Origin of the sequence: Streptomyces sp. NPDC046870 (genome assembly GCF_040704595.1) — a bacterium.
Classification (GTDB): Bacteria; Actinomycetota; Actinomycetes; order Streptomycetales; family Streptomycetaceae; genus Streptomyces; species Streptomyces argyrophylli.
Genome location: NZ_JBEYXM010000012.1, coordinates 13,696 through 26,068 on the forward strand (window position 1 = coordinate 13,696; position 12,373 = coordinate 26,068).

11 protein-coding genes are annotated in these 12,373 nt (G+C 75.0%); 3 read left to right on the plus strand and 8 right to left on the minus strand.

What is annotated here, in order from left to right; genetic code table 11:
• Window positions 1–148 precede the first annotated feature (148 nt).
• Entirely contained in the window at window positions 149–3,184 is a 3,036-nt protein-coding gene (locus AB0946_RS24485; RefSeq protein WP_366762791.1) for an FAD-linked oxidase C-terminal domain-containing protein, read from the minus strand.
• A gap of 142 nt (window positions 3,185–3,326) precedes the next feature.
• Between AB0946_RS24485 and AB0946_RS24490 the strand changes: the two genes are divergently transcribed.
• Genes AB0946_RS24490 through AB0946_RS24500 form a run of 3 tightly spaced genes read left to right on the plus strand, consistent with a single transcriptional unit; the run spans window position 3,327 to window position 5,747 of the window.
• Entirely contained in the window at window positions 3,327–3,764 is a 438-nt protein-coding gene (locus AB0946_RS24490; RefSeq protein WP_366762792.1) for a MarR family transcriptional regulator, read from the plus strand.
• Window positions 3,761–5,155 carry an MFS transporter gene (locus AB0946_RS24495; RefSeq protein ID WP_366762793.1) on the plus strand — a complete coding sequence of 465 codons (1,395 nt, stop codon included), beginning with the start codon at window positions 3,761–3,763 and terminating at the stop codon, window positions 5,153–5,155. Before AB0946_RS24490 ends, AB0946_RS24495 begins: the two co-directional genes overlap by 4 nt.
• A 7-nt stretch (window positions 5,156–5,162) precedes the next feature.
• On the plus strand, window positions 5,163–5,747 hold the full coding sequence (locus tag AB0946_RS24500; protein ID WP_366762794.1) for a hydrolase: 585 nt from the start codon (window positions 5,163–5,165) through the stop codon (window positions 5,745–5,747).
• 76 nt (window positions 5,748–5,823) lie between these two features.
• On the opposite strand, the gene rfbB is transcribed toward AB0946_RS24500, so the two are convergent.
• From rfbB to AB0946_RS24535, 7 genes are all read right to left on the minus strand, one after another.
• Complete coding sequence (rfbB, locus tag AB0946_RS24505; RefSeq protein ID WP_366762795.1) at window positions 5,824–6,795, minus strand: dTDP-glucose 4,6-dehydratase; 972 nt, start codon at window positions 6,793–6,795, stop codon at window positions 5,824–5,826.
• Window positions 6,796–6,845: 50 nt separating this feature from the next.
• The gene (locus AB0946_RS24510) at window positions 6,846–7,031 is read right to left on the minus strand and encodes a hypothetical protein (protein WP_366762796.1); all 186 of its coding nucleotides are present in this window, start codon (window positions 7,029–7,031) and stop codon (window positions 6,846–6,848) included.
• A 144-nt stretch (window positions 7,032–7,175) separates the two neighbouring features.
• Window positions 7,176–7,532: a DUF6479 family protein gene (locus AB0946_RS24515; RefSeq protein WP_366762951.1), complete on the minus strand. Its 357-nt coding sequence runs from the start codon at window positions 7,530–7,532 to the stop codon at window positions 7,176–7,178.
• Between the two features lie 814 nt (window positions 7,533–8,346).
• Window positions 8,347–8,619, minus strand: coding sequence for a hypothetical protein (locus AB0946_RS24520; protein WP_171150451.1), 273 nt, complete (start codon window positions 8,617–8,619; stop codon window positions 8,347–8,349).
• An 81-nt stretch (window positions 8,620–8,700) separates the two neighbouring features.
• On the minus strand, window positions 8,701–11,148 hold the full coding sequence (locus AB0946_RS24525; RefSeq protein WP_366762797.1) for a SpoIIE family protein phosphatase: 2,448 nt from the start codon (window positions 11,146–11,148) through the stop codon (window positions 8,701–8,703).
• Between the two features lie 216 nt (window positions 11,149–11,364).
• Window positions 11,365–11,940, minus strand: a complete 576-nt coding sequence (locus tag AB0946_RS24530; protein ID WP_366762798.1) for a GNAT family N-acetyltransferase — start codon at window positions 11,938–11,940, stop codon at window positions 11,365–11,367.
• A gap of 128 nt (window positions 11,941–12,068) precedes the next feature.
• The gene (locus AB0946_RS24535) at window positions 12,069–12,272 is read right to left on the minus strand and encodes an MbtH family NRPS accessory protein (RefSeq protein WP_171150454.1); all 204 of its coding nucleotides are present in this window, start codon (window positions 12,270–12,272) and stop codon (window positions 12,069–12,071) included.
• Window positions 12,273–12,373 lie beyond the last annotated feature (101 nt).

Consider the following 12,373-nt stretch of genomic DNA (forward strand, 5'->3'; position numbering starts at 1 on the left):
TCTCCTCCTGCGTACGCGGTGTCTGTCAGTGCGCCCGGCAGGGCGCCGCCCGCTTCTCCACGGGGGCCGGGCCGAGGCCGGGGGTGCCGGCGGGGACGGCGGTGTGCGGGGGCCCTTCGGCCGGCAGGGCGCTCATGGTCACCCGCTGTCACCTCCTCAGCCTGCGCAGTCCGGTCACCGCGCCCAGGGAGAGGGCGGCCAGGGAGGCGGCCGTCGCCCAGCGGGCCGTGCGGGACGGTTCGGCGGGGCGGTCGGCGAGCCGCTCCGGGTGGTCGCCGGGCAGGTTGCCGTCGAGGGCGAGCGCGAGGACCTCGGCGAGGTGCAGGGCGCGGCGGCCGGTGCCGCCCTGCTCGATCTGGGTGCGGCAGCTGAAGCCGTCGGCGAGGACCAGGCTGTCCGGGGCGGCCCCGCGCACGGCGGGCAGGACGCCCAGTTCCGCGACGGCCATGGACACCTCGTGGTGGCCGCGCTCGAAGCCGAAGTTGCCGGCCAGGCCGCAGCAGCCCTCGTCGAGCACCTCGGCGTCGAGGTCGGCGCGGCGCATCAGTTCCCGGTCGGCGTCGAACTTCATGATGGCGTGCTGGTGGCAGTGGGTCTGCACGGTCGCCCGCCGGGCGAGCCGCGGGGGCCGCCAGCCGTCGGGGGCGTGGTGGACGAGCTGTTCGGCGAAGGTGCGCGTCTGGGCGGCGAGCCGTTCCACGTCCTGGTCGCCCGGCATCAGCTCGGGGGCGTCGGCGCGGAAGACGGCCGTGCAGGAGGGCTCCAGGCCGATCACCGGGGTGCCGGCCTCCAGGTAGGGGCGCAGCACGTCGAGGGTGTGGCGCAGCACCCGCTTGGCGGTGGGCAGTTGTCCGGTGGAGATCCAGGTGAGGCCGCAGCACACCGGCTCGGTCGGGACGGCGATCCGGAAGCCGGCGTCCTCCAGGACCCGCACGGCGGAGATCGCGATCGCGGGGTGGAAGTAGGTGCTGAAGGTGTCGGGCCAGAGCACGAGGGTGCGCGGGTCGGCCGGGTCGGGTTCGTCCCGGTCGCGGGCCCGCCACCACTGGAGGAAGGACCGCACGGCGAACACCGGGGCCCGGCGGGCCTCGTCGATCCCGGCGAGCCGTTTGCCCAGGGACGCGAGGCCGGGCGCGTGCAGCGCGGAGTTGACCAGTGAGGGGGCGGTCCGGGAGAGCCGGGCCCACAGCGGCAGCCAGCCCATGGAGTAGTGGGCCATGGGGCGCAGCCGTCCCTCGTAGTGGTGGGACATGAACTCGGCCTTGAGGGTGGCCATGTCGACGCCGGTCGGGCAGTCGGACTTGCAGCCCTTGCAGGCCAGGCAGAGGTCGAGGGCGTCACGTACGGCGGTGGAGCGCCAGCCGTCCTTCACGGCGGAGTCGGCGTGCCCGTCGAGCATCTCGAACAGCAGCCGGGCCCGGCCGCGGGTGGAGTGTTCCTCCTCCCTGGTGGCCCGGTAGGAGGGACACATGACGCCGCCGGAGTGGCCGCGGCAGTTGCCGATGCCGACGCAGCGCATCACGGCGCGGTCGAAGGAGTGGTCGTCCTCGGGGTAGCCGAAGTGGGTCTCCGGGGTTGCGGGCCGCCAGGCGGGGCCGAGCCTCAGCTGCCCGTCGACGGGGTGGGGGTGGACGACCTTGCCGGGGTTCATCCGGTTGCCGGGGTCGAAGAGGGCCTTCAGTTCGCCGAACGCGGTGACGAGCCGTTCGCCGAACATCCGGGTGAGCAGTTCGCCCCGGGACTGGCCGTCGCCGTGCTCGCCGGAGAGGGAGCCGCCGTAGGAGGCGACGAGATCGGCGGCCCGCTCCACGAACCGCCGGAAGTCTGCCACGCCCTGGGCGTCGCGCAGTCCGAAGGGGACGCGGGTGTGCACGCACCCCTGGCCGAAGTGCCCGTACAGGGACGGGTGGTCGTAGTCGAACTCGGTGAACAGGTCCTTCAGGTCGCGCAGGTAGTCGCCGAGCCGTTCGGGCGGTACGGCGGAGTCCTCCCAGCCCTCCCAGGTCTCCCGGTCGTCCGGCGGGCGCGCGGTCACGCCGAGTCCCGCCTCGCGGGCCCTGAGCATCTTCTGCTCGCGTTCGGGGTTGTCGGAGAAGGCGACGTTCGCGTCCTTCTCACCGCGGCCGATGGCCCGCAGCAGCGCGTGCGCCTGCTCGTCGACGTCCTCCTGGCTGTCGCCGCTGTACTGCACCATCAGCCAGCTGTCGCCCTCGGGCAGGACGGCGAGCGAGTCCAGGTAGGCGCCCTCCTCGCGCATCAGCTGGGCCATGCGTCCGTCCAGGGCCTCCAGCTGGCTGGGCGAGCAGTGCTCCAGCAGGCGGGAGACGTCGTCGCCGGCGGCGCAGATGTCGTCGTAGCCGAGGACGAGCAGCGACTGGTACGGCGGCACGGGCACGAGGTCGAGTTCGGCGCGCAGGACGGTCACGAGGGTGCCTTCGCTGCCGACGAGCGCCTTGGCGACGTCGAAGCCGTTCTCGGGCAGCAGGGAGTCCAGGTTGTAGCCGGAGACTCGGCGGGGGATTTGGGGGTAGCCGCGGCGGATGTCGGCCAGGTACGCGGTGGCGATGTGTTCGAGGCCGGCGTAGATCTCGCCGAGCCGGCCGCCGCCGGCGATGATCCGGGCGCGTTCGTCGGGCGGGGTGGGACCGACCCAGGCGCGCTGTCCGTCGTAGGTGAGGATCTCCAGGCGCCGGACGTTGTCGACGGTCTTGCCGTAGGCCTGCGCGGAGGCGCCGCAGGAGTTGTTGCCGATCATGCCGCCGATCGCGCAGTGGCTGTGGGTGGACGGTTTGGGGCCGAACTGGAGCCGGTGGCGGGCGAGGTGCCGGTTGAGTTCGTCCAGGACGATGCCCGGCTCCACCACGCAGGTGCGCCGGTCGGGGTCGACGGAGAGCACACCGGTGCAGTACTTGCTCCAGTCGATCACCACGGCGGTGTTGGTGGACTGTCCGGCCAGGCTGGTGCCGCCGCCGCGGGAGAGGACGGGGGCGTCGAAGCGCGCGCACACCGAGACCGCCCGGGCGCCCGCCTCCACGGTGCGGGGTACGACGACGCCCAGCGGGACCTGCCGGTAGTTCGAACCGTCCGTGACGTAGGCGCCGCGGCTGCCCGCGTCGAAGCGGACCTCGCCGTCCACCTCGGCGCTCAGGGCCGCCTCCAGGCCGGACCTGTCCGGAGGGGTCATCTGCGCTCCTCGATTCGCTCCGTGCACGGCGGTGTGCCGGGCTGCCGCGCCGTCCGAGGTCCGTGAGTACCCCGGCAAATAGACAGTCAAAACTGAACAGTCCCAACTGGACAGTCCGTGCTGTCGGTCCTACTCTGACGGCATGGCCGACATCTCCGATTCCGCCGCCCGCGCCGCACGCGACCTGCGCGTGGTGTTCAGCAGACTGCGGCGCCGTATCCGCGAGGTCGCGCGGGACGCCGACCTCAGCCCGTCGCAGGAGTCGGCGCTCACCCTGGTCGGCAAGCACGGCGCGGCCACCGCGAGCGCGCTCGCCGCCGCCGAGGGGGTGCGCCCGCAGTCCATGGCCACCACGCTGGCCGCCCTGGAGCAGCACGGGCTGGTCCGCCGTGCCCCGGACCCCGACGACGGCCGCCGCCAGCTGGTCACCCTGACCGACGCCGGCCGGGCCCGGGTCGAGGGCAACCGGCAGGCGCGCGAGGAGTGGCTGGCCCGCGCCTTCCAGGACCGCTACACCGAGGAGGAGCGGCAGACCGTCCTCGCGGCACTGGAGCTGATGGAACGGCTGTCCCGGCCGTGACACCGAGGCTCACCGCGCGCGGCCGGGCCGCCGGCCCCTCCCCCGCCGGGTTCGACCGCCGGCTCATCCCCCCGATGCTCCTCGGCTCGGTCCTGAACCCCGTCAACTCCTCGATGATCGCCGTGGCGCTCGTGCCGATCGGCGTGGCGTTCGGCGCCCCGCCCGCCGAGACGGTGTGGCTGGTCTCCGCGCTCTATGTGGCCACCGCGGTCGGCCAGCCCGTCATCGGCCGCCTGGTGGACATGTACGGCCCGCGCCGGCTCTACCTCGCCGGTACGGCCCTGGTCGGCGCCGCCGGTCTGCTCGGCGCGCTCGCCCCCTCGCTCGGCGTGCTGATCGCGGCCCGGGTGCTGCTGGGCCTCGGCACGTCGGCGGCGTACCCGGCGGCGATGCGGCTGACCCGCGCCGAGGCCGAACGCACCGGGCAGGACAGCCCGGCGGGCGTGCTGACCGCGCTCGCGGTGGCCAACCAGACGGTGGCCGTCGTCGGGCCCGCGCTCGGCGGGCTGCTGATCCAACTGGGCGGCTGGCGTACCGTGTTCACCGTCAACGTGCCGCTGTCGGCGGCCTGTCTGGTGCTCGGCGCGCTGCGGCTGCCCCGGTCCGTGACCCGGCGGCGCGGCCTGGACGTGCCCGGCATGGCGCTGTTCGCCGTCCTGCTGGTCGCGCTGATGCTGTTCCTGATGGAGCCGCGGGCCGGGCGCTGGTACCTGCCGGTGCTGTCCGCCGCGGCCGCCGCCGGCTTCGCGCTGCGCGAGCTGCGGGTGCCGGACCCGTTCATCGACCTGCGCGTCCTCGGCGGGAACGGCCCGCTCCTCGCCACCTACGTGCGCCAGCTGCTCGGCTACACCACCGCCTACGCCTTCATGTACGGCTACACGCAGTGGCTGGAGCAGGGCCGCGGGCTCGGCGCCTCCACGGCCGGGCTCGCACTGCTGCCGCTGTCGGCGGCGGCGCTCACCGCCTCCGCGCTGACCGGGCGCCGGGAGGCGGTGCGCGCCAAGCTGATCACCGGCTCCGTCCTCCAGCTCGTGGGCTGCGCGGTGCTGCTCGTGATCGGCGACCACAGCCCCCTCTGGCTGCTGCTCGCGGTCGGTGTGCTGCTCGGCGTCCCGCAGGGGCTGATCGGCCTGGCCGCGCAGACCGCGCTGTACCGGCAGGCCGAGCCGGAGCGGATCGCCTCCGCGGCCGGGCTGCTGCGGACCTTCATGTACCTCGGCGCGCTGGGCGCGTCCGCCGCCACCGCGGCGTTCTACCCGCACCGCGCCGACACGGCCGGGCTGCACGGCCTGGCCCTGTTCATGCTCGCCGGCTCCGCACTGCTGCTGGCGACGACCCTGCCCGACCGGTCCCTCGGCCGGCCGGGCACCCGAGACACCCGAAAGGCCTGACCGACCCATGTCGCTCACCACGCTCGACCCCCGTACCGCCCTCGTCGCGATCGACCTCCAGAACGGCATCGTGGCCATGCCCACCCAGCCGTACCCGGGCGCCGAGGTCGTCTCCCGCACGTCCGCGCTCGCCGACGCCTTCCGCTCCCACGGGCTGCCCGTGGTCCTGGTCCGGGTCTCCTTCGCGCCCGACGGGGCGGACGCCGTCCCCGGCCGCACCGAGCGCCAGCCGCGCGGGCTCGCCTTCCCGGAGGGCTGGGACGTCGTCGTCGACGACCTCTCCGGGCACCCCGGCGACATCCGTGTCACCAAGCACAACTGGAGCGCCTTCCACGGCACCGACCTGGACGTCCAGCTCCGCCGCCGGGGCATCACGCAGATCGTGCTGACCGGCATCGCCACCAGCATCGGCGTCGAGTCCACCGCCCGCGACGCCTATGCGCACGGCTACCACGTCACCCTCGCCACGGACGCCATGGCCGACGCGGACGCGGAGGCGCACGCGAACAGCGTCGAGCGCATCTTCCCGCGGCTCGGCGAGAGCGGCACGACGGAGGAGATCCTGGAACTGCTGGCCAAGACCCACGCGTGACCCGCCGGGCCGGGCGCCGTCCCCCGGACCGGGGTCCCCCGCACCGGGGGTGAGGGCCGCGGCGGACTGCGCCCGCTCAGCGGGCGGTGCGCCGCTTGAGCGGCTCCCACCAGGACCGGTGGGCGCGGTACCAGGCCACCGTCTCGGCGAGGCCCGTGGTGAAGTCGCGGCGCGGCCGGTAGCCCAGTTCGTCGCGGGCCTTGCTCCAGTCGAGCGAGTAGCGCAGGTCGTGGCCCTTGCGGTCGGGCACGTGCACCACCTGCTCCCAGCCCGCCCCGCACGCCTCCAGCAGCAGACCGGTCAGCTCCTTGTTGGTCAGCTCCGTGCCGCCGCCGAGGTGGTAGACCTCGCCGGGGCGGCCCTGGGTGCGGACCAGGTCGATGCCGTGGCAGTGGTCGTCGACGTGCAGCCAGTCGCGGACGTGGTTCCCGTCGCCGTACAGCGGGACGGGCAGGCCGTCGAGGAGGTTGGTCACGAAGAGCGGGATCACCTTCTCCGGGAACTGGCGCGGCCCGTAGTTGTTGGAGCAGCGGGTGATCCGGACGTCCAGGCCGTGGGTGCGGTGGTGGGCGAGCGCGACGAGGTCGGCGGAGGCCTTCGACGCGGCGTACGGCGAGTTCGGCGCGAGCGGCTGGGTCTCGGACCAGGACCCGGTCCGCAGGGAGCCGTAGACCTCGTCGGTGGAGACGAGCACGAAGGGGCCGGTGCCGTGCCGCAGGGCCGCGTCCAGCAGGGTCTGGGTGCCGAGCACATTGGTGCGGACGAACTCCCCGGCCTGCTCGATCGACCGGTCGACGTGCGACTCCGCGGCGAAGTGCACCACCTGGTCGGCGTCCGCCATCAGTTCCCCGACCAGGCCGGCGTCGCAGACGTCCCCCTGCACGAAGTCCAGCCGGGGGTGGCCGACGGGAAGGTTGGTGAGCGTGCCCGCGTAGGTGAGCTTGTCGAGCACGGTGACGCGGGGTGCGTCCGGCGCATCGCCGGCGAGGAGCCCGCGGACGTAGTGGGAGCCGATGAAGCCGGCGGCGCCGGTGACGAGCAGGTTCATGACCGGAGTATGACCGCGGAGCGTGACGGCGTCCGCTCTCCCCCGGCGGTTCAGTCCTCGCCGCGCACGATGTTGTCCTCGGGGCCCGGGCCCTGCCGCTGTGCGGAGGCGCGGTCCAGGACGGCGGGCACGCAGGTGCGCACTCCCCGGTTCCGCCGGCGGCGGGCCTCGGCCCAGCCGGTCTCGGTGTCGGGTACGGCCGGTTTCTCGCTGGCATGCGCGGTCACGTCGTTCATCTTCCTTCTGCGTCCCGCTCGCCGCGGGCGCCGTTCGCCGGACCGCCCGGGGCCCGGGGTGAGCTGTGTGCCCGGCCGGGTCCCCGGGCCGGGCGGCCCGCAAACACGGCGGCGCCGCGCACCGGATCGCGTACGGCCGCCGGGTCAGGTACGGCCGCCTCCGCCACCGCCGAAGGACCCGCTGGACCCGGGCGACCAGCGGGGGCGGCGCTGGTCGTCGGCGCGCTTGGTGCCGACGTTGCCGAGCTGGTGGGGGGTCAGGCGCTCGCCCTCGTCGGCGGCCCGGGGCACCTCGTCGGGCTCGCGGACCTCGTGGGTCTCGTACACCGGCCCGGACGGCGGCATCTTCGGCTGCTCCTCGGGTCGCGGCGGTGCCGGCTCCCGCTCGCGCACCTTGAAGCCCAGCCGGAAGGCCCAGATGAGTCCTGCGACGCAGGCCACTCCGGCGATCAGGATCAAGGCGTAACCGAAGACCTGGGCACCGGTGGCCGCTTCGTACATGGCGTTGTCCATGACCACCGGGTACCCGGCGCGGCGCGACGGATGCGCGGGCCCACCCGAACGGGCAGGCCGGCGGCCCAACGGCCCCGTCCGGCCGGGGCCGGGTCACCCGTGAACGGCGGGCAGGCGCGGTCGAGGGTCCGGGCCAGGCGCGGCCCTGGGCCGTGGGAAAGGTACTGCCGGATCCTGGCCCGTGGCGGCGCTCGGTCGTGGGGAGGCGCGGCCGTCGGTCGTGGGGAGGCGCGGCCCCCGAGCCCGGGCAGAGGCGACCGCGCGTCCTGGGCAGGCGCGGACGTGGTTCCCGGCCGGGTGCAGAAGTGGAACCCGGTCAGAGGCGACCGCGGGGTTCCCGGGCAGGTACGGCCGCGGAACCCGGCCGGACGCGGCCCCGGACCCCGGCCAGACGCGTCCGCGGGTTCCCGGGCAGGTACGGACGTGGTTCCCGGCCGGACGCAGGAGTGGAACCCGGTCAGAGGCGACCGCGGGTTCCTGGACGGGTACGGCCGCGGACCCCGGCCAGACGCGGCCCTGGACCCCGGCCAGACGCGTCCGTGGGTCCCGGCAAGGCGCGGACGCGGATCTTGGCCAGGTGCTGCCGTGGACCATGACCGGGCCCGGGCCCCGGCCCAAGGGCACGACCAGGCCCGGCTGCGGCGCACGACGAGGCCCGCGGCCCAGGGGAACGACCAGCTCCCGCCCGGCCTACGACCAGCCCCGACCGCACGGACGACCAACCCTGACCACATGGCACGACCAACCCCAACCACGGCACGACCAGGCCGGGCCGCCACGCACGGCCAGGTCCGGCCGTCGATCAGTCCGTTTCCTCCGTCGCCGCGCGTTCCACCTCCGCCTCGACCTCGGCCCGGGGCCGGCCGGTCTGCCGGGCGTACTCGCTGACCGCCGTCTGCACTTCGCGGGCGAGGTCCCGCCAGGCCCGCAGGGCGGTCTCGTAGGTACCCGACTGGGCGCCGGTCATCCGCCGCTCGGCCGGCGGACCGTAGGCGTCCCGCAGTTCCTGCACCTGCGCGTGGGCGGCGGCGGCCGCGCGCTGCTTGGCGACCAGTTCTTCGAAGGTGTGCGACACGCCAACCGACCCTAGGCAGGTCCGGGCCGCGTGCCCACCGCGACCTGCCGGGATCGCCGCCACCCGCACCCGAGTGGCGGGTCAGCGGCCGGGTACGAGATCCGCCCAGACCTGTTTGCCGCCGCTGACCGGGACCGTGCCCCAGGCCGCCGACACCGCCTCCACCAGCAGGATGCCCCGGCCGCCGGTGGCTTCCCAGCCGATGCTAGTGGGCTTGACGGGGCTGCGCGGGGAGGTGTCGGCGACGGCGAGCCGCAGCCGGTGGTTGACCAGGCTGAGGTCGAGCCGTACCTGGCCGCCGGTGTGCACCAGGGCGTTGGTGACGAGTTCGGACACGACCAGCAGGGCCGCGTCGATCGTGTCCCGGGACAGCCCCCAGGCGCGCAGGGTGCGCCGGGTGAAGCGGCGGGCGTGCCGGACCGCCTCCGGCACCCGCCACACCGTCCAGCTCTCCCGGAGCGGCCGTACGGCCAGTCCGTCGTAGCGCATGAGCAGCAGCGCAACGTCGTCGTCGCGGTGGGCGCCGGTGAGCAGGGCGTCGGCGACCAGGCCGAGGTGGGCGGGGTCGGCGGCGGCCAGTTCGCGGGCCAGCCGGTCCATGCCGGCGTCGAGGTCGGTGTCCGGGGACTCCACCAGGCCGTCGGTGGTCAGCGCGATCACGGTGCCGGGCTGGAGCCGCAGCGGGGTCATCGGGAACTCGGCCTGGGCGAGGACCCCCAGCGGTGGGCCGCCCTCCGCCTGTACGATCTCGGCGGTGCCGTCCGGGTGGCGCAGCACCGGTTGCACGTGCCCGGCGCGGACGCACCAGGCGGTGCCCTGCTCCACGTCGACGTCGACGTAGGCGCAGGTGGCGAAGAGGTCGGTCTCCATGTCCAGCAGCAGCCGGTTGGCGTGCGCGACGACGACGTCCGGGGGGTGGCCCTCGGCGGCGTAGGCGCGCAGCGCGGTGCGCATCTGGCCCATCAGGGTGGCGGCGCCCGCGTTGTGGCCCTGGACGTCGCCGATCACCAGGGCCACGTGGTTGTCCGCCAGCGGGATCACGTCGTACCAGTCGCCGCCCACCTCCAGGCCGGCCGTGGTGGGCAGGTAGCGGGCGACGGCGACCGCGCCGGGCAGCCGGGGCAGCCGGCGGGGCAGCAGGGTGCGCTGGAGCATGCCGACGAGTTCGTGCTCGGCGTCGAAGGCGTGGGCGCGCAGCAGGGCCTGGCCGGTCAGGCCGGCGCAGGCGGTGAGCAGGGCGCGTTCGTCGGGGGCGAAGTCGTGCGGGCGGTCCCAGCCGACCAGGCAGGCGCCGGCCATGCGGCTGCCGGCAGGCAGCGGCAGCACGGCGAGGCCGCCCGGCCCGACCTCGGCGAGGGCGGGCTCCAGCGGTGAGCCGGCGGGCCAGATCCTGGCGCGGCCCTCGCGCAGCGCGGCGGCCAGCGTGGGCATGGCACGCACCGGCGCGTCGGGCCATTCGGTGCGCCACTCGCTGCGCCACACCTCGGGCCAGGCCTCGGGTTCGGGCGGGTCGAGGACGGTGACGACCAGCCGGTCGTTCTCCAGTTCGGCCAGGGCGATCCGGTCGGCCCGCAGCGGCTTGCGCAGGGCGGCCACGACGGCCTGGCCGACGTCCTTGACGGTGCCGGCGGTGGCGAGGGCGGCGGCGAGGCGCTGCACGCGGGCGACGTCGGTGACGTCGGAGCGCATGCTGGAGGCGTCGGCGACGGTGCCGACGAGCCGGGCGGAGCGGCCCTCGCCGCCGGGCAGCAGCCGGCCGCGCAGCCGCAGCCACCTGGGCGGACCGGAGGGCTGAAGAATGCGGAACTCCAGCTCGCGGTCGCCGATGGACATGTGGTCCGCCTCGACCACCGACATCAGCGCGGGCAGGTCCTCCGGCACCGCGCGGCCGAGCAGGGTTTCCACGCGGCCGTCGAAGCCCTCCCGGTCGACGCCGAACAGCCGCAGGATCGCCTCGCCGACCTCCACCCGGCCGGTGTCCATGATCAGGCTGAAGGCGTCCTCGGGCAGCTCGCCGGTGTCCCGGGCGACGGCCGGGGCGGGTACGGCCACGGCACGGGCGATCAGCTCCAGGCTGGTCCGGTCGTCGGTCCCGAAGCCGCCCGGGTGCTCTCCGACGGCCAGCAGACAGCCGCCGCCCGCCGGGCCGAGCGGCAGGACGGCCAGGGAGAAGTCCGGGGACGGGGTACGGCGGGAGTCCGGGCCGGCGGCCAGTTCGGCGGGGCCGAGCCAGCGCGGGAGTCCGGTGCGGTGCGTCTCGGCGACCGGGGAGGTGCCGGCGGCCGGGTAGCAGTCCCGCAGGCCGTACAGGGTGCGGGGCAGACCGGCCGACTCGGCGAGGCAGAGCTCCGTGGCGTCGTGGCCGGGCGTGTACACCCCGGCGAAGGACGCACCGGCGAACACGAGCGCCTGTTCGAGCACCCGGCGGAGCCGGTCGGGGGTGGCCGGCGACGCCATCAGCGACGCGAGGGCGGCTTCGGCACGCTGCGGCGCCGTTCTCGTCCCGCTGATCGCAGCGCCCTCACTCACCACGTCGCCATTACAGCGCGTATGAGCCGCCTGCGCAGCCCCTGTGAACCGCGCCGGACGGACGCCGCCCGGCCGGCCCGGGCGGAGGGGGCGGACGAGGGAGGCCGGTTGCGGTGCCTCCCCCGCCGCCGGGCCCGCCGGTCAGGACGCCGGCCGGGGCGCCCGCGGGCAGCGGTCCGGCGGGAGCGGCGTCGGCCCGTCAGGTGGCGCCGAGGGTCACACGGGATCCTCCACGGCCGTCGCCGCGCCCGCCGCCTCGGGGACCGCCGGCTCCCCCGGCTCCTTGGTGGAGATCACCACCAGCTTGGTCACCGTGCCGTCGTCCCCCACCACGTCGCGGACGTGGCGGAAGCCCAGGCGGCGGCACATGGCGAGGCTGGCGGTGTTGTCGGCGCCGACCATGCCGTACGCCTCGCCGAGTCCGAGATTGTCGGCGGCGTGGCGGAGCAGCCCGCGTACCGCCTCGCCGCCCAGTCCGCGCCCCCAGTGCCCGGGGGCGAGCGCGGTGACGAGTTCGTGGCCGTCGACGTTGCCGGTGGGCTTGACCTCCGCGTGGCCGACGTACACGCCCGCGTGCCACAGGCCCCACACGTCGAAGCGGCGCTGGGGGTAGACGTCGGTGAGGATGGCGCGGAACAGCTCGCGGATCTGCTGTTCGGGCACGCGTTCCTGGCCCATCCAGCGGCACACCTCCTCGTCGCGCAGCAGGGCGACGAAGGCGTCCTCGTGTTCGGGCCGGTAGGGGAGGAACTCCAGGCGTTCGGTGTGCAGGACGGGGGTCACGGACGTCATGACGGACTCCTCGGGAGTGATGCGGTGCGGCGGGTGCCGGGCGACCGGCGACGCGTGGGGGGAGGAGTGGGGGGAGGCGCCGGGCCGCCCTGTGGGGGGCGGCCCGGCGTGTCGGTGGGCGCGCGGCGTCAGGCGCCGGCGTTCTCCATGCGCTCGCGCAGGCTCTTGGGCCGCATGTCGGTCCAGACCTCGTCGACGTACGCGGAGCACTCGGCCTCGGTGCCCTCCTTGCCGACGGGCTCCCAGCCGGCGGGCACCTCGATGTCGGCGGGCCAGAGGGAGTACTGCTCCTCGTCGTTGCGCAGCACCTGGTAGCGGGTGTTCTCGTCCATGTCGGTCTCCTCGGGGATCGGGTCGGGATGGGCCGGGATGGGTCGGGGGCGTGCGGTCGGGGCGCGGGGTGCGCGCGGCCCGTACCGGGGGGTGCTGCGCC

Excerpts from the sequence above, each read along its gene's own strand:
- AB0946_RS24485 (WP_366762791.1), bottom strand. The coding sequence starts at position 3,184 with ATGACCCCTCCGGACAGGTCCGGCCTGGAGGCGGCCCTGAGCGCCGAG.
- AB0946_RS24490 (WP_366762792.1), top strand. The coding sequence starts at position 3,327 with ATGGCCGACATCTCCGATTCCGCCGCCCGCGCCGCACGCGACCTGCGC.
- AB0946_RS24500 (WP_366762794.1), top strand. The coding sequence starts at position 5,163 with ATGTCGCTCACCACGCTCGACCCCCGTACCGCCCTCGTCGCGATCGAC.
- rfbB (WP_366762795.1), bottom strand. The coding sequence starts at position 6,795 with ATGAACCTGCTCGTCACCGGCGCCGCCGGCTTCATCGGCTCCCACTAC.
- AB0946_RS24510 (WP_366762796.1), bottom strand. The coding sequence starts at position 7,031 with ATGAACGACGTGACCGCGCATGCCAGCGAGAAACCGGCCGTACCCGAC.
- AB0946_RS24515 (WP_366762951.1), bottom strand. The coding sequence starts at position 7,532 with ATGTACGAAGCGGCCACCGGTGCCCAGGTCTTCGGTTACGCCTTGATC.
- AB0946_RS24530 (WP_366762798.1), bottom strand. The coding sequence starts at position 11,940 with ATGACGTCCGTGACCCCCGTCCTGCACACCGAACGCCTGGAGTTCCTC.
- AB0946_RS24535 (WP_171150454.1), bottom strand. The coding sequence starts at position 12,272 with ATGGACGAGAACACCCGCTACCAGGTGCTGCGCAACGACGAGGAGCAG.